This window comes from Mesorhizobium sp. (assembly GCF_005063415.1).
Lineage (GTDB): Bacteria > Pseudomonadota > Alphaproteobacteria > Rhizobiales > Rhizobiaceae > Mesorhizobium.
Window position 1 is genome coordinate 21,340 of the sequence record NZ_SUEG01000042.1, and the last position, 17,914, is coordinate 39,253.

At 63.1% G+C, this 17,914-nt stretch carries 18 protein-coding genes; 8 read left to right on the forward strand and 10 right to left on the reverse strand.

The window, feature by feature from the left end; all coding sequences use genetic code 11:
* Nucleotides 1-19: 19 nt before the first annotated feature.
* From E5W70_RS13800 to E5W70_RS13810, 3 genes are all read right to left on the reverse strand, one after another.
* Nucleotides 20-1,453, reverse strand: coding sequence for a multicopper oxidase family protein (locus tag E5W70_RS13800; RefSeq protein WP_292658863.1), 1,434 nt, complete (start codon nt 1,451-1,453; stop codon nt 20-22).
* Between the two features lie 130 nt (nt 1,454-1,583).
* A complete protein-coding gene (locus E5W70_RS13805) occupies nt 1,584-1,991 on the reverse strand; it encodes a hypothetical protein (protein WP_292658865.1) in 408 nt (135 codons plus the stop codon).
* A gap of 87 nt (nt 1,992-2,078) precedes the next feature.
* A complete protein-coding gene (locus E5W70_RS13810; protein WP_292658904.1) occupies nt 2,079-2,504 on the reverse strand; it encodes a helix-turn-helix domain-containing protein in 426 nt (141 codons plus the stop codon).
* A 66-nt stretch (nt 2,505-2,570) separates the two neighbouring features.
* Between E5W70_RS13810 and E5W70_RS13815 the strand changes: the two genes are divergently transcribed.
* Nucleotides 2,571-4,769: a heavy metal translocating P-type ATPase gene (locus E5W70_RS13815; RefSeq protein WP_292658868.1), complete on the forward strand. Its 2,199-nt coding sequence runs from the start codon at nt 2,571-2,573 to the stop codon at nt 4,767-4,769.
* A 31-nt stretch (nt 4,770-4,800) separates the two neighbouring features.
* The gene (locus E5W70_RS13820; RefSeq protein WP_023720625.1) at nt 4,801-5,397 is read left to right on the forward strand and encodes a cation diffusion facilitator family transporter; all 597 of its coding nucleotides are present in this window, start codon (nt 4,801-4,803) and stop codon (nt 5,395-5,397) included.
* Nucleotides 5,398-5,589: 192 nt separating this feature from the next.
* Here E5W70_RS13820 and E5W70_RS13825 read toward each other — a convergent pair whose 3' ends face one another.
* Nucleotides 5,590-6,012: a hypothetical protein gene (locus tag E5W70_RS13825; protein WP_292658873.1), complete on the reverse strand. Its 423-nt coding sequence runs from the start codon at nt 6,010-6,012 to the stop codon at nt 5,590-5,592.
* A 186-nt stretch (nt 6,013-6,198) separates the two neighbouring features.
* Between E5W70_RS13825 and E5W70_RS13830 the strand changes: the two genes are divergently transcribed.
* From E5W70_RS13830 to E5W70_RS13845, 4 genes are all read left to right on the forward strand, one after another.
* Nucleotides 6,199-7,011 carry a methyltransferase domain-containing protein gene (locus tag E5W70_RS13830; RefSeq protein ID WP_292658876.1) on the forward strand — a complete coding sequence of 271 codons (813 nt, stop codon included), beginning with the start codon at nt 6,199-6,201 and terminating at the stop codon, nt 7,009-7,011.
* Nucleotides 7,012-7,581: 570 nt separating this feature from the next.
* Nucleotides 7,582-9,117: a DUF2778 domain-containing protein gene (locus tag E5W70_RS13835; protein ID WP_292658878.1), complete on the forward strand. Its 1,536-nt coding sequence runs from the start codon at nt 7,582-7,584 to the stop codon at nt 9,115-9,117.
* 368 nt (nt 9,118-9,485) lie between these two features.
* Nucleotides 9,486-10,271, forward strand: a complete 786-nt coding sequence (locus E5W70_RS13840) for a ThuA domain-containing protein (RefSeq protein WP_292658881.1) — start codon at nt 9,486-9,488, stop codon at nt 10,269-10,271.
* 77 nt (nt 10,272-10,348) lie between these two features.
* Nucleotides 10,349-11,407 carry a Gfo/Idh/MocA family oxidoreductase gene (locus E5W70_RS13845; RefSeq protein WP_292658884.1) on the forward strand — a complete coding sequence of 353 codons (1,059 nt, stop codon included), beginning with the start codon at nt 10,349-10,351 and terminating at the stop codon, nt 11,405-11,407.
* Nucleotides 11,408-11,509: 102 nt separating this feature from the next.
* On the opposite strand, the gene E5W70_RS13850 is transcribed toward E5W70_RS13845, so the two are convergent.
* Nucleotides 11,510-12,208 carry a TetR/AcrR family transcriptional regulator C-terminal domain-containing protein gene (locus E5W70_RS13850; protein WP_292658886.1) on the reverse strand — a complete coding sequence of 233 codons (699 nt, stop codon included), beginning with the start codon at nt 12,206-12,208 and terminating at the stop codon, nt 11,510-11,512.
* Between the two features lie 194 nt (nt 12,209-12,402).
* On the opposite strand from E5W70_RS13850, the gene E5W70_RS13855 reads away from it, so the two are divergent.
* Together E5W70_RS13855 and E5W70_RS13860 are read left to right on the forward strand one after the other, a co-directional pair.
* Nucleotides 12,403-12,885, forward strand: coding sequence for a RidA family protein (locus E5W70_RS13855; protein WP_292658887.1), 483 nt, complete (start codon nt 12,403-12,405; stop codon nt 12,883-12,885).
* Nucleotides 12,886-13,345: 460 nt separating this feature from the next.
* Nucleotides 13,346-13,768: a hypothetical protein gene (locus E5W70_RS13860; protein ID WP_023720612.1), complete on the forward strand. Its 423-nt coding sequence runs from the start codon at nt 13,346-13,348 to the stop codon at nt 13,766-13,768.
* A 143-nt stretch (nt 13,769-13,911) separates the two neighbouring features.
* Here E5W70_RS13860 and E5W70_RS13865 read toward each other — a convergent pair whose 3' ends face one another.
* The 5 genes from E5W70_RS13865 to E5W70_RS13885 form a co-directional block, all read right to left on the reverse strand.
* The gene (locus E5W70_RS13865) at nt 13,912-14,673 is read right to left on the reverse strand and encodes an amino acid ABC transporter ATP-binding protein (protein WP_292658892.1); all 762 of its coding nucleotides are present in this window, start codon (nt 14,671-14,673) and stop codon (nt 13,912-13,914) included.
* Complete coding sequence (locus tag E5W70_RS13870; RefSeq protein WP_292658894.1) at nt 14,670-15,344, reverse strand: amino acid ABC transporter permease; 675 nt, start codon at nt 15,342-15,344, stop codon at nt 14,670-14,672. The genes E5W70_RS13865 and E5W70_RS13870 overlap by 4 nt, the downstream gene beginning before the upstream one ends.
* On the reverse strand, nt 15,341-16,012 hold the full coding sequence (locus tag E5W70_RS13875; protein WP_292658896.1) for an amino acid ABC transporter permease: 672 nt from the start codon (nt 16,010-16,012) through the stop codon (nt 15,341-15,343). The genes E5W70_RS13870 and E5W70_RS13875 overlap by 4 nt, the downstream gene beginning before the upstream one ends.
* Nucleotides 16,013-16,155: 143 nt before the next feature.
* On the reverse strand, nt 16,156-16,944 hold the full coding sequence (locus tag E5W70_RS13880; RefSeq protein WP_292658898.1) for an ABC transporter substrate-binding protein: 789 nt from the start codon (nt 16,942-16,944) through the stop codon (nt 16,156-16,158).
* A 111-nt stretch (nt 16,945-17,055) separates the two neighbouring features.
* On the reverse strand, nt 17,056-17,914 hold an 859-nt coding region (locus E5W70_RS13885; RefSeq protein WP_292658900.1), incomplete at its 5' end, for a saccharopine dehydrogenase C-terminal domain-containing protein.

Below are 17,914 nucleotides of genomic sequence, written 5' to 3' on the forward strand. Positions count from 1 at the left end.
CCTTGGTTGGATAAGACTTTCAGGTCACGCGGAACACTGTCATCAGGCCGGCCATCTGGTGGTCGGCGACATGGCAGTGCAGCATCCAGTCACCGGGATTGTCGGCAACGAAGGCGCATTCGATCGTGTCCTTGGGGGCGAGCAGCACCGTGTCCTGCCATTGCCGGTGCGGTACCGGCGAGCCGTTGCGCGAAAGCACCGACAGGCTGAAGCCGTGGACGTGCATGGGGTGCCACCAGGCGGTTTCGTTGCGCATGGTGAGACGGCAGGTGGCGCCGCGCGACAGCGTGAACTGCGGCGCCATTCCAGCGTGGCCGTCGCCGGTCATCGACATACCGTTGATTGCCCAGGCGGCGCCGTTCATGCCGGGCATCGCCATGCCCATCATGCCGCCGATGCCGGCCAGCTTGCCGCCACCCATCATGCCGCCCTGCAGCACAATCTCCTGGCGTTCGGCCTCGGCCAGGTCGGGGCCTGGCAGCGGATTGCCCGGCAAGCGAATCGGCGCATCGAGAGGATGGTCGCGCAGCGGCGCTCCGGCATCATAGGCGAGCGTGGTCAGGGTGTAGGCAAGGCCATCGTAGTAATCGTCGATCACCGCATGTCGGCTGCCTGGGTCGCCCTGCATATCGAGCACGACATCGATGCGCATGGCGGGCGCAAGCACCAAGCGTCCGCCCTCCGGCTCATGCGGGTCGCAGGGCTGGCCGTCGATGGCGACGATGACCGGACGGTGGCCTTCGAAACGCAAAGCCATGATGCGAGCGAGTGACGCATTGGCCAGCCGCAACCTGACGCGCTCGCCGGCCTTCACGGTCAGGTCGGCCGGCGGTGCACCGTTGACGGTGACGACATTGCCGACACGGCCCGACATCGCCGCATCCATCATGTTGCCGAAGCCGGCAGCGATTTGCCCATCCTTGGTGAGCCGCCAGTCCTGCAGCAGCCATAGCAGCTCGCGGTCGACCGCGACCGGTTCGGCTTCCTCGACGATGAGTGCGCCGGCGAGGCCGCGGCCGAGCTGCACGAGGCTGTCGGCATGCGGATGGTACCAGAAGGTGCCGGCATCGGGCGGGGTGAACTCGTACAGGAAATTTTCGCCCGGCCTGATCGGCGGTTGGGTCAATCCCGGCACGCCATCCATGGCGTTTGCCAAGCGGATGCCGTGCCAGTGAACCGTCGTGTCTTCGTCCAGTCCGTTCTCGACGACGATGCGAGCGGGCTGCCCCTGGCGCAAGCGCAGTGTCGGGCCTGGGACCGTGCCATCATAGGCCCATACCGGAGTGCGCGGACCATCGGGGCCGGTGAGCCGTGCCTGGCCTGGCGCCACCCTGATCCGGTGTTCGCCGGTAGCCAGCGCCAGTGCGGGGCGGATCGGCGCGGAGGCGGCAATGCTTGCCGCCGCAAGCAGGAATTTGCGGCGCGTTATGAACGGACTTGAAACGGAATTCACCCTTGTGACCCCTGCGGTAACCGACGGCGAACATCGCGACATCGATTGAATTGCTGCCGCGCCCGTTGCGCGGTACACGCTACCGGGCGATCAAACGCCGCCAATCAGCCGCGGAACGGCAGAAACGGCGTCAGACGAGAGCGCTGGGTCTTGGAGGGAATGGCTCGGGCAACAGACTTCGCCCGTGCAGGAACGCGGCGGGAAGCGCCGGCGGCAGCCCTGCCCGCAGCAGTCCCGTCACGGGGAGAGCTTCCGGCAGCACCGCCAGAACCGGTGCGACGCAGGTCGGCGTACATTGCATCGGTTTGTCGTTGTCGGCCGAGCTCTTGAGGCAAGCGCTGCAGTCGCCGCCCTTCGCATCGGCCATCTTGGCCATGTCGGCGTCGGTGTTGCCGGCATCTGCGGCCATGATCATGCGGCCATCGATCGCCATCCTGGCCGACATGACGGCAGCGTGGGCGGCGGACAGGCTGAACCCGGCGGTCACGAGGAACGCGAGCAGCATGACCAGGAGGCGTTTTGGCGACAGGCGTGCCATCATCCGCTCAGGTTGACTGCAAAGTGCGGCTTTTGCAAGCTCCGCATGCCGCGACATCGGCGCTGGTGCGAGTTCTGATCCGGCAAATCAATGGTGAGGACTCTCACATTGATCGTGGTCTGACAGCACCTCGATAACACGGCATTCGCAGACTTTCCCTTGCCGGCAGCCCTCAACCATCAGCTCCAGCTCGATCTTCAATGCCGTAAGGCTGCGTATTCGCTGGACGACCTCAGCCAGTCGGGCTTGGGCGATGGCGTCGGCGGTTCCACAGGGCTGATTGGGATTATCCTGCAACGTCAGCAGCGTCCTGATAGCCTCGATCTCGAACCCAAGCTCTCGCGCGTGCCTGATGAAGGCGAGCCGGCGCAAGTCGGCCGCTTCATAATGCCGGCGATTGGCTTCGCTGCGGGCAGGCGCTGGAAGCAAATCGATCTGCTCATAGTAGCGGATGGTTGGAACCTTCACGCCGCTGCGTCGGGCTGCTTCACCGATGGTCACACCTGCTGACATTTTTTCGCTTGCTCCTCTAGTCACTAGAGGATGTAGCGTCGCGATCGAAGACGCAAGAGGTTCACCATGGCTGCGACCAAACAACAGACCCGCTACCGCGTGGAAGGCATGGATTGCGCCAGCTGTGCCAGCAAAATCGATATCCTCGTGCGGCGGATGCCTGGTGTGCAGGATGTTAGCGTATCCGTTTCGGTAGGCACTCTGACGGTCATTCATACTCCCGAAAGCAATCTTGACGCGATCGCGAGGAAAGTCACCGGCCTCGGCTACGCTGTTGCTCCGCTGACCGCCAAGTCTGGAGCGCCGGCCTCCGATCAATTGGCCGACCATGACCACAGAACGCACAGTCACGACAAGAAATTAGCGGGATTGCATGGCAACGATGATGCGCCGATGTCTGGGCCATGGTGGAACAGCGCCAAGGGCCGCCTGACCATCGCCAGCGGCGTCGCACTGGCGGTGGCTTTCGCGGTTCATTACGCCTTGCCCGCGACCGGCCCATGGGCCTTCATCGCTGCCGTGCTGCTCGGCTTGGTGCCGATCGCGCGCCGGGCGGTCATGGCCGCACTCGCCGGCATTCCGTTCACTATCGAAATGCTGATGACCGTGGCGGCCGCCGGCGCTGTCGTTATCGGCGCCGGCGAGGAAGCGGCGACAGTGGTCTTCCTGTTCCTGATCGGCGAACTACTGGAAGGGGTGGCCGCCGGGAAGGCACGTTCTAGCATCCAGGCGCTCACCACACTGGTTCCCAAGACGGCGCTAGTCGAAGAGGATGGGACGAGCCGCGAGGTGCCGGCCGAAAGTCTGTCCGTGGGGGACATCATTCTGGTGCGGCCCGGTGATCGGATTCCGGCTGATGGCGAGATCACCGAGGGTGACAGCGCCATTGATGAATCGCCTGTGTCGGGTGAAAGCGTCCCGGTGGGCAAGAACGTTGGCGACACGGTTTTTGCCGGCACTATCAACGGCGACGGCGTGCTGCGCATCAAGGTGACGGCGGCCTCCGCCGACAACACGATTGCACGGGTCGTCAAGCTCGTCGAGGAGGCGCAGGAAAGCAAGGCGGCCACCGAGCGTTTCATCGACCGTTTCTCGCGCTGGTACATGCCCGGCGTGGTCGCCGTCGCGGCGCTCGTCGCGATCATGCCACCGCTGCTCCTTGGCGGCGATTGGAACGAAGGGATTTACAAAGGTCTGGCGCTGCTGCTCATCGGCTGTCCGTGCGCGCTGGTCATTTCTGTGCCGGCGGCAATTGCGGCGTCGCTTTCGGCCGGAGCCCGGCGCGGCCTGCTGATGAAAGGCGGGGCGGTTCTGGAAGGGCTCGGCACCATCACTGCCGTGGCGCTCGACAAGACCGGCACGCTGACGCTCGGCAAGCCGCAGGTAACCGACGTGGTTGCAGTCGGCGCCAGTGAACGCGAGATCCTTTCCCTCGCGGCAGCGCTCGAGACCGGTTCCAGCCATCCGATGGCCCTGGCCATTCTGCAAAGGGCCAATGCTGACAAGGTTCCGGTGCCACCTGCTGCCGAGGCCAGGGCGATTGGCGGCAAGGGCGTCGTCGGTCGCGTCGGCGGCAAGAGCCTGTTTCTGGGCTCGCCGGCCGCTGCCGGCGAAAAGGCGCCGCTGCCAGCCGACCTGGCCGCACGCATCACGGCATTGAACGATGAAGGAAAATCGGTGTCGGTGCTGCTCATCGACGACGCTCTTGCCGGCTTCATCGCCATGCGCGACGAACCCCGGCCGGACGCATTCGCCGGGCTGAAGGCGCTGACCGATGCGGGCATCAAAACAGTCATGCTGACCGGTGACAACAAGCGCACCGCCGCTGCCATCGGCAAGCAACTCGGCATCGAGGTGCTCGCCGAATTGCTGCCCGAGGACAAGCAGCGCATTGTCGGTGAGTTGAAGCGGCAGGGGTTCAGGGTCGCCAAGGTCGGCGATGGCATCAACGATGCGCCGGCGCTTGCGGCGGCCGATGTCGGCATCGCCATGGGTGGCGGCACCGATGTGGCTCTTGAAACGGCTGACGCAGCAGTGCTGCATGGACGCGTCGGCGACGTCGCCGCCATGATCAGGCTGTCCCAAGCAACCATGGCCAACATCAAACAGAACATTACAATGGCATTGGGGCTGAAGGCAGTGTTCCTGGTGACGACGATCGCTGGCATCACCGGCCTGTGGCCCGCCATCCTCGCCGACACCGGGGCGACGGCCCTGGTGACAGCCAATGCCATGCGGCTGTTGCGCTGGAAGAGCAGCTGGTAAGAGCATCAACGGCATCACATCAGGACAGGCCATGCAGCAAGCTATTACGTCGGACGGCCTTCGCCGGGTGGTGCTTGTCGTCGCGCTGCTGAACCTCGGTTATTTCGGCATCGAATTCGCCGTGGCGCTGGCGATCGGCTCGGTGTCGCTGTTCGCCGACAGCGTCGATTTTCTGGAAGATGCCTCGGTCAACCTCCTCATACTGCTCGCCATGGGATGGTCGCTGCGTGCCCGCTCGCGGGTCGGCATGGCGTTGGCGCTTATCCTGCTGGTGCCCGGCCTGGCGACGCTGTGGACCGCGTGGGAAAAGTTCAACATGCCGGTGCCGCCGCAGCCAACGGCCCTGACGCTGGCGGGGTTGGGCGCCTTGGCGGTCAATCTGTCATGCGCCTACATGCTGGCGCGCTACCGCCACCACAGCGGCAGTCTTACCAGGGCGGCATTCCTCTCGGCCCGCAACGACGCCGTCGCCAACATCGCGATCATACTGGCCGGGTTGGTGACGGCCTTCCTGTGGCGCTCGGCATGGCCGGATCTGATCGTCGGCCTGGGAATTGCGGCATTGAACGCAGACGCGGCACGCGAGGTCTGGGAGGCAGCTCGGGAGGAGCACCGAGCCGTTTCGTGAAGCCAAACGCCCAGCGCGGTGCCGGCTTGCCAATCCGCCAATGCAGGCCGCATACCGGCCGGCAGTCATTCAGAAACTTGCGCGATCTCTAATATAAAGGCACACTTGCGGACCGAGGGAGAAACCGCCACGAACGTCATCAAAAGGCCCGCGTCTCCGAAGAGGGCGCGGGCCGGTTTTCGTTGGCATGCGCTAGGCGGGTATCAAGACGGCGATGCGGTGGATGCCGACCACCTTGCTGGTGTTGGCTGCCTCGTCGGTCTTGCCCTTGGAGCAGGTATACATATCACCTTCTTTGAGCTTGAATTGCTTGTCGGCTTTCTTGATCGTGAATTCACCGGCGGTAATGGTGCACACCATGTCGTTGTCCATCACCATTGCAGGAGCAGCTGCTCCCGGCTGAAAGACCACATCGACAATTGAGATGCTCTTGTAGGCGGGGATATCGGAATTGCCGGTGCCGACCTCAACCACCCTGACGCCGGGGGCTATTTCCTTGCCTTCCTTCGGGCCGTATTTCTTGACCTTTGCAGCTGCCGCCAGCGTGAACAAAGGCGTTACCGCGGCCGCCGTCACGCCGAGCGCGATTGCAGACCTGCGATTTATGGTTTTCATCGCATCCTCCCATTATGTTGGCCACGCACCAATGCGCATGGCCACAATATATTAGCACATTTGCAGTTAATTGCAGCACGGCGTTTCGGAGCTTCCGGGAGCGAACCGCCTCGCGGTCGAATGCGACCGAAATACAAACATTCCATGCTATGCTAACGAGCATCAAACGGACGACGGGGGATAGCAATGTTGGAAACGGACAAGGTGTTCGCTGGCTCAATTCCGGAAAACTACGACCGCTATATGGTGCCGTTGATTTTCGAGCCGTTCGCCGCGGATATTGCACGACGGGCAGCGTCCTTGTCGCCCAGCGCCGTTCTGGAAACCGCCGCGGGCACCGGGGTTGTCACCCGCGCATTGGCGCCAAAACTGCCCGCCGATGCAAGCTATGTCGTAACCGACCTCAACCAGCCGATGCTCGACTACGCCGCTTCGCGGCAAGCTCCCGACGATCGCATCAAATGGCGTCAAGCTGATGCTCTGGCGCTACCGTTCGAAAATGCGGCCTTCGATCTCGTTTGTTGCCAGTTCGGCGCGATGTTCTTTCCCAACCGCTCATCTGCCTACCGCGAAGCCCGGCGAGTCCTGAAGCCCGGAGGACATTTTCTATTCAGCGTATGGGATCGCATCGAAGAGAACGTATTTGCGGACGACGTGACGAATGCTCTGGCGAGGATTTTTCCGAACGATCCGCCGCGCTTTCTGGCACGCACGCCGCATGGCTACCACGATATGGCACTGATCCGTAGCGAGCTGGAGGACGCAGGGTTTTCCGGTGTGGTGATCGAGACGAGGGCCGAACAAAGCCGTGCCTCCTCGCCGCGCCTTCCGGCCGTTGCTTATTGCCAGGGCACTCTTCTTCGCAACGAAATCGAGGCCAGAGAAGCGGGAAAACTGGACGCTGCAACCGACTATGCCGCAGCCGCGATTGCAGACAGGCATGGCAGCGGCGAGGTTGCTGCCAAAATTCAGGCTCACATAGTGGTGGCTGTGGTCTAGGTGTTGGATGTCCCGCTTCAGCACTTGGCGACATTCAACTGCTGTGCCGCAAACATCTTGCCGCTATCCCGAATTCCCAGACGTTAATCGTTCGTTCGCCCGAGTGGCAGGTCGACAAGTGCCAGGTCGATAATCGCCAGTTTGACCGATCGCCGGGGCTTGATGGCGGCGGCTGCCGGCCGCGCGATTCTGGCCGGCCTGGCTTCACTTTGGCAGCCACGGCCGACTCCGCCCAGCAAGGTCTAGTCATTTCGCTTTCTTGACTCGGCCGACAAAAACGGGCAGCAAAGTCATCATTGGAGGGCAGTTTTGCCAACTATACAGGTTTTGGAGGGCGTTTTTCGGTGTGACCGTCGCCCAATCGGCGGTCGGTAGAGGGATTGGTTAACCAACTTTGTCCATCTTTTGAATCAATCGGCAACAGACGCGAAGTGTGCTGGGGGCACCAGGCGAACTGTGAATGTCACGGCTGCGAAATCCGCTAGCCGGCATCGGCCGATTGAGAGTGGTTGAATGGCGTTTGTAAGTGCGAAAACCCGGGGTGACAGTCCTGCAACTGGATTGACTTCGATGAGGCCCGGCTTGCGCTGGGTCGCGGTTCCGGCCGTCGGCGCAGCCATTGCTTTATGGTCGGTGGCGACCTTGGCCGGCCTCTATTCGATGGGAACTTCGCTCACCGCCGCTTTCAACGGTCTTCCGCAAAGCCTGCTCGCGCCGCGCACCATCGCGCTCGCCGATCCTCGCCGCAGTCTTGCGAAGGCGCAGGCCCCGACATGGGCCGCTGCAAACGCAGCGCTGTCGGCCCGGCTGCTGCAGCATGGATGCGATGCCAACTGCCTGCGGTCGGCATCGAACTTCGTTCACCAGGGAAAATCGGCGCGTCTCAAGCGCAATGCCGTGCCGCATATCGCCGACGCGCCGCGGCAACCAAGCTTCGACGACGTGGTGGCCAAGGCCGCGCTGTCGCCGCAAAAGCTTGCCGTCGTCTTTGCGCGTGCCTCCTCCGGTTCACCCTTCAAGCTCGCAAGCCTGCCGGCCGACGCCCGGTTCGCCGAGCCGGTACGCATACCCGACCCGAACGGCCCGGCATCGGTGCGCTTCGGGCCGGCGGTGGCGGAGATCGAACGTTCGTCGCGCCTGGCGCTGGCGTTAGCCAATACATTGCCGGAGCAGATGGTCGACGTGCTCCCGGGAGCCGTCGCGGCAAGCGAGCCCGCAGTTTCACAAGAGCCGCAAGAACCTGAGGTCCAGTTGGCCTCGCTGCCGCCGCAAGACGACATGCCCGACAGCATTCCGCTGCCGACGCTGCGTCCGCGGGCGGTCATCGATCAGCCGGCCGAGGCGCCGCAGGCCCAAGCGCCGAAAGACCGGGCGCCCAAGGATCAGGCCTCAAAGGCCCAGGCAGCAAAAACGGAGCCGCCCCAGGCATCCAAGGCCCACGCATCCAAGACCCAGGCAGCCAGGGCGAACAAGGTGCAGACGGCCGACGCTCCGCCGGCCGAGACGCAACCCGGCAGCCTGTCGCCTCGCAATTCGTCACAAGCGGCAGTGCCGGCCGTGTCAGGCAAGCCGGGCAAACGGTCTAAGACGCAGGGCGGCGACATGCTCGCCTATGCCAAGCCCGACATGCCTTCCGGCAGTCTCGGCGGGGCCTTCAGGAACCTGTTCACCACGCCCGGCATGGGCAGCGGCGTCGCCGTCTACGACATCTCGGCCAAGACCGTCTATATGCCCGACGGTTCGCGGCTGGAGGCACATTCGGGATACGGTTCGATGGTCGACCAGCCGCGCTACGTTCACAAGAAGAATGTCGGTCCGACGCCGCCCGACACCTACAATCTGACGCTGCGGGAATCGCGCTTCCACGGCGTCGAGGCCCTGCGTCTCACCCCTGCCACCGGCAGCAACAAATATGGCCGTGACGGCCTGCTCGCCCACACCTACATGCTGCGCGGCGGGCGCGCCGAATCCAATGGCTGCGTCGTCTTCAAGGATTATGCCCGCTTTCTCGCCGCCTACAAGAAGGGCAAGATCAAGCGCCTCGTCGTGGTGCCGCGCCTGTCGAAGCCGCTGACACGCGTCGCCCAAGAGGGCCGCGGCGCGTAATTGTTCGTGGGCAGCCAACAGAGACGTCGGCGGGACAGCACCCCCCTCTGGCCTGCCCTCTTGGCCACTACTTGGCATCTCCCCCGCAAGGGGGGAGATTGGCAGTTTTGCGCTTAGCGCCCACCCTGCACCGTTGGAAGTTGGCGAAAGCCAAAGTGACATCCGATCTCCCCCCTTGCGGGGGAGATGTCCGGCAGGACAGAGGTGGGAAGGATCGCTACGCAACGGACTTGGTCGTGCCGCATGCCAGCCGAATGCTTTCCAACAGATTGTCAGGAGCCGGCCGCGAGACGGTTTTCATTCCCGGCCGAGGATATTATGACTGACCCGTAGGGGCGGCTCCAGCTTCAAACAATCAAGAGGACATCATGACAATACGCGCTGTCGTCTGGGGCGAGAATATTCATGAACGGACCAACGAGGTGGTCGCCGGCATCTATCCCGAGGGCATGCACGCGACGATTGCCAATGCGCTGAAGCTCGACCCGGAGATTTCGGTGTCGTGGGCGACGCTGGAGCAGAAGGAGCATGGGCTGCCGGCCGACCGTCTGGCCGAAACCGATGTCCTGCTGTGGTGGGGGCACAAGGACCATGGCGCCGTCGTCGACGAAGTGGTCGAGCGCGTGGCGCGTCGTGTCTGGGAAGGCATGGGGCTGATCGTTCTCCATTCCGGCCATTTCTCGAAGATATTCAAGAAGCTGATGGGCACGCCGTGCACGCTGAAATGGCGCGAGGCGGGCGAGCGCGAACGGCTTTGGGTGACCAGCCCCAACCATCCGATCGCTGCGGGACTGGGCGAGTATTTCGAGCTCGAGAACGAGGAGATGTATGGCGAGCAGTTCGCCGTGCCGGAGCCGCTCGAGACCGTCTTCATCTCCTGGTTCCAGGGCGGCGAAGTGTTCCGGTCGGGGCTGACCTATCGCCGCGGCGCCGGCAACATCTTCTATTTCAGGCCCGGCCACGAGACCTATCCGACCTATCACGATGCCAATGTCCAGAAGGTGCTGCGCAACGCGGTGAAATGGGCGCACAACCCGCTCGGCTCCAATCCGGCCATCCTCGATGCGCCGAACGTGCCGGTGGAAAAGGCGCTCGAGCCGATCGTCGAGCGTGGCGGAAAACTTCATTCCGCCGGCGAAGCCGGCTTCCGCTAGGCCACGATCCCGAACCGTTGGTTCGGGAAATCCATGATCGAACAAGAAGATAAAGCCCCTCTCCTAGGATAAGAATCATGCGTCTGTTGATACTCGGTACCGGCTGGATGGCGGAGGAGCACGCCAGGCAGTTCGGCAAGATTGAGGGCGTCGAACTGATCGGCGCCGTCGATCTCGACCGTACGCGTGTCGACAAGTTTTCGGACATCTACGGTATCCCCAACCGGTTCGCGTCGCTGGACGAGGCGCTGGCATGGGGCAAGTTCGACGCGGTGGCGAACGTGACGCCGGATCGCATCCACCATCCGACCACCATGATGCTGATCGCGGCGGGCAAGCCGGTGCTGTGCGAGAAACCGCTCGCCGAAAATTACCAGCGAGCCAGTGAAATGGCCGATGCCGCCGAGCGGGCCGGCATCATCAACATGGTCAACCTGACCTATCGCAATGTCGCGCCGCTGCAGAGAGCGCGCGCCATGGTGCTGGCCGGCGAGATCGGCACGGTCAGGCATGTCGAGGCGTCCTACCTGCAGAGCTGGCTGGTGTCCAAGTTCTGGGGCGACTGGCGCACCGATCCGAAATGGCTGTGGCGGCTGTCGCGCGGCCATGGCTCCAATGGCGTGTTGGGCGACGTCGGCATCCACATCCTCGATTTCGCCAGCTATGGCGCGGCGCTCGACATCGACCATGTGTTCTGCCGGCTGAGATCCTTCGACAAGGCGCCCGGCAACCGGATCGGCGAGTACGGGCTCGACGCCAATGACAGTTTCACCATGTCGCTGGATTTCAGCAACGGCGCCTTCGGCGTCGTCCATGCCAGCCGCTGGGCGACCGGCCATTTGAACGAACTCCGCCTGCGCATCTACGGCGACAAGGGCGGCATCGAAGTCGTGCACAATCTGACCGGCTCGGAGCTGAAAGTGTGCATCGGCGAAGACGTCGAGAACGCCAAATGGCAGGTTCTGGACGCCGGAACGGTGCAGGCCAACTACCAGCGCTTCGTCGATGCAGTGCGCAACGGCGTCCAGGCCGAACCGTCGTTCCGGCATGCTGCCGAATTGCAGAAGGTCCTCGACCTCGCCGTCGTCTCGGATGAGAAGAGGGCTGAATTGAGCACGCACGCCGACATGCAATAGGCTTGCGTTCCTCGCCGCGGGGCGGGCGTTTTAGAGTCAAAACAAAACCGAGTTTGCATCTCGGCCGTTCATGGCAGGAAGTGACGGCTGTGAAGGAAGAGTTCATCGTCTTGGCGAGAGGCCATCGAGCAGGAAGCCGAGGCCTTTCCGGAAAGCACCATCCCAATCGTTATCCAACAGCAGACGGGAGCGCTCGATCGTCGGGTAGCGTTCGCTGAGGCCTGCAAGGCGCTGCTGCGTGTCGGCCCTGCCGTCGTCCGAGAGGTCGAAGTTCGCCCGGCTGATGGTGGCGCCCATCACATAGTTCCACAGCGACCATATCGCGACGTTCAGATCTGCGTCCGCCACACCGGCCCTGGATAAGATATTGCTCAGCAGTTCAAGGCGACTGAGGATGTTCGGGCCGAGCGCCCGGCGCGGCAACAGCGATGCCGACCAAGGATGGCGCAGCATGCTGGCGCGCCAGTCTTCGAGCATATGGACAACTTGCCCGCGCCAGTCTTGAGACTCAGCCATTTGCGGCGGTCCGCGATATTCGAGCACCGAATCGAGCGCCAGATCAAAGACATCCTCTTTGTTGTCGACGTGCCAATATAGGCTCATCACGCCCGAGCCGAGGCGATCGGCCAGCCGACGCATCGTCAACCCGTCGAGCCCTTGAGCGTCCGCCAGTTCTACCGCGGTCGCCACGATACGCTCCCGCGACAGAGGCGGTTCACTGCGCGGCTCCTGCATGGGCTGGAGCCACTCTTTTGTCCGTTGAGACCGCGTGCTCCGAGCGCCGCTACCTTTGGCTGCCATCCGTCTTCCCCGCTGTTCAGGCCGTCGATTTTGACCGGCAATGCGATGAATGTCGATCCAGAACGATTGACTCGTACGGCGTACCATGCGACTGGCTCGTGCGGCGTACGAGTCGATCGCCGATACCGGTCAATGTTCAATCATGGCGGCCGCGAGGGTGTGTTGCTCGCAGTCCGCAGAGCCAAGAGAAAATCATGCCACGCGCCAAGCGCCTGCTCATCGGAGAGTTAATCGTTATGTCCATGGGAGTTTCCACTGCCACGGCGAATGAGAATGATCTCAAGCTGACCATCGTCAATCCACAAACCCTCTACGACCCGTCGCCGAATGGCTACAGCACCGCGGTGATCACGCCCCGCGGAGCCCGGGTGGCCTACATCTCCGGACAAGGCGGCCAGGACAGCACGGGGGCCTTGTCGCCCGACTTCGCTGTCCAGGTTGCGCAGGCCTACGCAAATTTGCGCACCGCCCTCGATGCGCTCGGTGCCAGGCCGGATCAGGTCGCCAAGCTCACGGTCTTCGTGGTCGATCACGATATGTCCAAGCTCGAGGTGTTGACCAGGAACGTCAAGGAAATGTTCGGCGAGGCGCTGCCGGCGCAGACTCTGGTTCCCGTTCCCAAGCTTGCAATCGACCCCATGCTCTTCGAGGTGGAGGCCGTTGTCGTGCTTGATTAGCGGCGCGACGCTGTAGCTCCGATCACCCAAATTGAATGGGTCGAGCGCGCCGCCGACAGCCGTGCGCTCGCCATCACGAGGGCCGAGCAACAGGGCTTCGCCTTGCCGTCGTTTCGCATGAGAAGAGGGCTGAATTGAACACGCACGCGGATACGCGATAGCCTTGGGTTCCTGCGCCGCAGGGCGAGGGAGAGGTGGCCGCAAAGCGGCCGGAGAGGGGTCCTTGGCAGCGAGGGCCTTCGCAAGAATGAAATGTCTTTGATGTCGGGACAAGGTCGCACGCAATGACATGGTCAGCGCAATTCCCCCTCTCCGTCTCGGCGACCCGAGTGGTTTGTGAAACTCGCTAGCCGCGAGCGAGACTGAACTAACTCGGAAGGTCAGTTGATTCTTCGCCGCAACGGCCCATCCTTGATTGTTGGCCTACCTTTCCGACCAACTTTTGAACAGGGAGGAAACAATGGAAGCCGTCAATCGTAGATCCACACTTGCACTCGGTCTTACACTGGCCGCAACGCCTCTGATCGCTTGGGGGACACCAGCAGCCGCCCAGACTTACGGCCCCGATGAGGGCAAGGAGGTCTCACCCGGCGTCAGAGTTGTAGCGCTTGGTGAGCGCAAGTCGGTCATACCAGCCTATGCAACGGTGAAGCTGCGCGATGTTGTCATTCAGCCCGGAGCGAAGACGGCTGACAACATGATGAAGAACGACATGCTCTGCCACATGACTGAGGGAGAACTTTCGGTCGTTCACAACAAACAAAAGTTCACAGTCAAGAAGGGCGATGTTTGGGCCTGCGCTAATGGCGCTACGACAGAAGGCACCCAGAACACGAGCAGTGCGGTCGCGATCATGCGGGTCATCGATTTGATGCCCGCATAAGGGAAGCGGCTGGTGGAGGTGCGGCAATGGCCGCCCTAAGAGGAAGCCCGGCGCGCATCTGTCGTATTAGGGAACGTCCAGCGAAGGGCCGCTTTCCATCCATCTCGGCCATCGACGACAGCCAGCTGAGTTGAGTTTGAACCCTAATGCCGCAGGATCTTGCTCAGAAAAGCGCGACTGCGGTCGGTCTTCGGGTTGGAGAAGAACTCGTCCGGCGTGCCGCTTTCGACGATGGCACCGGCGTCCATGAACACGACGCGCTGGGCGACCTTGCGGGCAAAGCCCATCTCGTGCGTCACCACCATCATGGTCATGCCTTCCTCGGCGACCGCGACCATGACGTCGAGCACTTCCGAGATCATCTCGGGATCGAGCGCCGAGGTCGGCTCGTCGAACAGCATGATCTTGGGGCGCATGCCGAGGCAGCGCGCGATCGCCACGCGCTGCTGCTGGCCGCCTGAGAGTTGCGCCGGATAGGCATCGACCTTGTCGGCGAGGCCGACCTTGGCGAGTAGCTCGCGCCCGGCCTTCTCGGCTTCAGTGCGCGGGATCTTGCGGACATGGATCGGCGCCAGCGTGACGTTCTCGAGTGCGGTCTTGTGCGGATAGAGGTTGAACGACTGGAAGACGAAGCCGATCTCGGTGCGCAGCCGCGTCATGTTGGTGGCGGGGTCGCCGAGGCGCTGGCCGTCGACCGTCAGGTCGCCGTCGCGGATCGTCTCCAGCCCGTTGATGCAGCGGATCAAGGTGCTCTTGCCCGAGCCGCTCGGGCCGCAGACGACGACCACTTCGCGCGGCTCGACGCTCAGCGTGATATCCCTGAGCACGTTGAGCTGGCCGAACCATTTGTTGACGCCGCGAAATTCGATCATGCCGGCACCATTCTTGCTGCTGAGGCTCGTCATATCTGCACCTCGCCATGGGCCGCGCCCATGCGTTGCTCCAGCCGGCGGGCCAGCATGATCAGGGGGTAGCAGACGATGAAATAGCCGAGGCCGACGAGGAAGAAGACGAGCAGGCCGTTCGGCACACGCTGCACCACCAGCCAGCCGACGCGGGTGAGATCGGTGAGGCCGATCGCCGAGACCACCGAGGAATCCTTGATCAGCAGCACATATTGCCCGACCAGCGGCGGCAGCACGATGCGCATCGCCTGCGGCAGCACCACCTGGCGCATGCGCTGCCAGCGCGACAGGCCGGACGCCAGCGCCGCCTCGACCTGGCCGGTCGGCACCGAGCGGATGCCGGCGACGACGATCTCGCAGATGAAGCAGGCAGCCAGATTGGTCAGCGCGATGATGCCGGCGGTGAAGGCGTCGAGCTCAATGCCGAGTTCCGGCAGGATGAAGAAGATCAGGAAGATCTGCACCAGGAACGGCGTGCCGCGGATCAGGTCGACCCAGGCGCCGATCGCGCTGCTGATCAGCCGGTTGCCGCCGGTGCGCAGGATGCCAAGGCCGAAGCCGAGCAGCGTTCCCAGCACCAGGCTGATCAGCGACAGCACCACGGTCATGCCGAGGCCGCGCAGCGCGAGGGGATAGCTGCCGGCGATGCTTTGCAGCTGCTGCCAGATCATGTCCGTGCCCCCGCCAGGCCGAGCCAGCGCCCGGACAGCGCCGCCAGTCCCTTCAGCCCGTAATAGAGCAGCAGGTAGAAGGCGGCGATGGTGATGAAACCTTCGGCCGGCATGAAGCGGTCGGAGGCGAGCAATTGTCCGGCGCGCGTCAGTTCGGCAACCGAGATCAGCGACAACAGCGCGGAATCCTTGACCAGCACGATCGCCTGGCCGAGCAGCGGCGGGATCGTCACCTTGAACGCCTGCGGCAGGATGACCAGGCGCATGCGCTGGACATAGGTCATGCCCGAGGCGACGCCGGCCTCGACTTGGCCGCGCGGGATCGACAGGATGCCGGCGCGGATGATCTCGGCGACATAGGCGCCGCTGTTCAGCGACAGGGCCAGGATGCCGACGATGAGCTCGGGCAAGACAAAGCCGAGGCGCGGCAGGCCGAAATAGAGGAAATAAAGCTGCGCCAGCAGCGGCGTGGCGCGCACCGCGTCGATATAGGCCTTGGCCGGGACGCGGAACAGCCGGCCGCGCTGCAGGTTCATTGCGGCGAGCACGATGCCGACGGCGAGCGCGCCGGCAAAGGAGAGGACAGACAGCCACACGGTCGTGACGAGGCCCTGCCCGAACAGGGGCAGATATTCGACGATGGTGCGGAAGCTGAAGTTTTCGAGCATGGATGGGTGGTGAACGGTGAATGGTGAATGGTGAGTAGTGAGTAGTGAGTAGGGGAGTAGTGAAACGGCCATCCCGGAGGCGCTTCACTATTCACTATTCACTATTCACTATTCACCACTCACCTACTCACTATTTTCTCTACTCAGTGATCCTTCTTCCAGGCATCGGAATTGACCCAGTAGTCGAGGTTCTTCTGCAGGCGGCCTTCGAGGCTGACCTGGTCGAGGAACAGGTTCATCCAGGTCAGCAGGTCCTGCTCGTCATAGCGCGTGGCGAAGGCCAGTGGCTCCTTCGACAGCATGTCCGGCATGATGGTGAAACTGCCGGCCGGGTAGGCGGTCGACTGGCCCTTGACCGCCGAGACGTCGTTGACGCCGCAATCGGCCTGGCCGTTGTTGACGGCATCGAGCAGCAGCGGACCGCCGCCCTTGTAGCTCTTGATGTCGGCATCGGGGAAGGCGGCCTTGGCTTCCTTCTCGCCGGTGGCGCCGAGCAGCACCGCGATCTTGGTGCCCTTGGCCTTGCAGTCCTCGGTGGACTTGAAGGCAGTCCCAGCCTTGGTGAAGACGGTGCTGCCCGTGTACATGTAAGGCTTGGTGAAGGCGACCTTCATGCCACGCGCCAGTGTCGGCGTCATGTCTGCGACCAGAAGATCGGCCTTGCCCGACAGCAGCGCCGGGATCAGGCCGTCCCAATCGAAGTCGAGGAAGGTGATCTTGACGCCCATTTCCTTGGCCATCAATTCGGCGAGCTCGACCGAACTCCCGGTGCGCTCGCCGGCGGCACCGACCAGCGAGAAGGGCGGGCCTTGCGTCTGCACGGCGACGCGCAACTCACCGCGCTTGGTAATCTCGTCGAGCGTTCCCGCACTGGCGGCGGCGGTGAGGCCGGCGAGCGCAAGTCCGGCGATGAAAAGCTTGGCAATCTTCATTTGGGCATTCCTCCTTGTTGTCGTTTGTTGTTCCACTTGTTGTTTCACCCCATCGAGGTGCTTTTTGAGCGGCAGCGCCGTTGCCGGCGGCAACCACCGTTCGAAAATCCTTCAGTCCCAGCTCACCGTTTCGGCGACCTTGATGCCGCGCCTTGCCAGCTCATCGAGGAAGCGGCCATCGGGCACATGCAGCAGCGGGTTGAGCAGGCCGGGCCTTGCGATCTCGCGCCGTGCCAGCATCTGCGCCACGATGCTGGCGGGATAGCCGACGCCGAGGCTCATGCCGAACAGGCCGGAGGCGAGATCGCGTTCGATAACCAGCTCCGAGGTCACCGTCTTGCGGCGGCCGCCTTCGCTGCCGACAAAGACGTTGCGCATGACGCAAAGGTCCTTCTCATCGGCGCCATATTGCAGTTGCGGGCCAAGCAGCCGGCCGAGAAATTCGCGTGGGCTGACGCCGGTGCCGGGCACCTTGTCCTCGGACAGGAAGCCGAGCTGCTTCAGCGGCGCCCAGAACGCCGACCAACCAGGCCAGCGCAGCGAATAGCGGCCGGAGCGCTGCAGCCCCTTGGCGGCGGCCAGCATGCCGGCATAATGCGGCGCGTCGCCATTGGGGAAGGCTTCCAGCCTGCCCAGCCCGGCGATCTCGATGTCGTGGATGAAACGATTGTCGTGCTGGCGGGCGGCCGGCACATTGACCCGTTTGCCGTCCTCGACCAGCACGCTGTCGCGGTTCTGGCTGACCAGAACCATTTCGAAATTCCAGCTCACCTTGTAGCGCAGCGGCTCGACCACCGCTTTCGGCTCGGGAATGCCGCCGCAGTAGGAATCGATCGCGGTGATTGTGTCGAACTGGCTGGCGGCGCGCGCGTAGAGCACAAGGTCGATGCCGGGGTCGAGCCCGCATTCGGTCACGATCGAGATGCCGGCCTTTTCGGCCTCGGGCGCGAGATCGGCGATGGCCTTGCCG

Excerpts from the sequence above, each read along its gene's own strand:
- E5W70_RS13805 (WP_292658865.1), bottom strand. The coding sequence starts at position 1,991 with ATGGCACGCCTGTCGCCAAAACGCCTCCTGGTCATGCTGCTCGCGTTC.
- E5W70_RS13810 (WP_292658904.1), bottom strand. The coding sequence starts at position 2,504 with ATGTCAGCAGGTGTGACCATCGGTGAAGCAGCCCGACGCAGCGGCGTG.
- E5W70_RS13815 (WP_292658868.1), top strand. The coding sequence starts at position 2,571 with ATGGCTGCGACCAAACAACAGACCCGCTACCGCGTGGAAGGCATGGAT.
- E5W70_RS13820 (WP_023720625.1), top strand. The coding sequence starts at position 4,801 with ATGCAGCAAGCTATTACGTCGGACGGCCTTCGCCGGGTGGTGCTTGTC.
- E5W70_RS13825 (WP_292658873.1), bottom strand. The coding sequence starts at position 6,012 with ATGAAAACCATAAATCGCAGGTCTGCAATCGCGCTCGGCGTGACGGCG.
- E5W70_RS13830 (WP_292658876.1), top strand. The coding sequence starts at position 6,199 with ATGTTGGAAACGGACAAGGTGTTCGCTGGCTCAATTCCGGAAAACTAC.
- E5W70_RS13835 (WP_292658878.1), top strand. The coding sequence starts at position 7,582 with ATGAGGCCCGGCTTGCGCTGGGTCGCGGTTCCGGCCGTCGGCGCAGCC.
- E5W70_RS13840 (WP_292658881.1), top strand. The coding sequence starts at position 9,486 with ATGACAATACGCGCTGTCGTCTGGGGCGAGAATATTCATGAACGGACC.
- E5W70_RS13845 (WP_292658884.1), top strand. The coding sequence starts at position 10,349 with ATGCGTCTGTTGATACTCGGTACCGGCTGGATGGCGGAGGAGCACGCC.
- E5W70_RS13850 (WP_292658886.1), bottom strand. The coding sequence starts at position 12,208 with ATGGCAGCCAAAGGTAGCGGCGCTCGGAGCACGCGGTCTCAACGGACA.
- E5W70_RS13855 (WP_292658887.1), top strand. The coding sequence starts at position 12,403 with ATGCCACGCGCCAAGCGCCTGCTCATCGGAGAGTTAATCGTTATGTCC.
- E5W70_RS13860 (WP_023720612.1), top strand. The coding sequence starts at position 13,346 with ATGGAAGCCGTCAATCGTAGATCCACACTTGCACTCGGTCTTACACTG.
- E5W70_RS13865 (WP_292658892.1), bottom strand. The coding sequence starts at position 14,673 with ATGACGAGCCTCAGCAGCAAGAATGGTGCCGGCATGATCGAATTTCGC.
- E5W70_RS13870 (WP_292658894.1), bottom strand. The coding sequence starts at position 15,344 with ATGATCTGGCAGCAGCTGCAAAGCATCGCCGGCAGCTATCCCCTCGCG.
- E5W70_RS13875 (WP_292658896.1), bottom strand. The coding sequence starts at position 16,012 with ATGCTCGAAAACTTCAGCTTCCGCACCATCGTCGAATATCTGCCCCTG.
- E5W70_RS13880 (WP_292658898.1), bottom strand. The coding sequence starts at position 16,944 with ATGAAGATTGCCAAGCTTTTCATCGCCGGACTTGCGCTCGCCGGCCTC.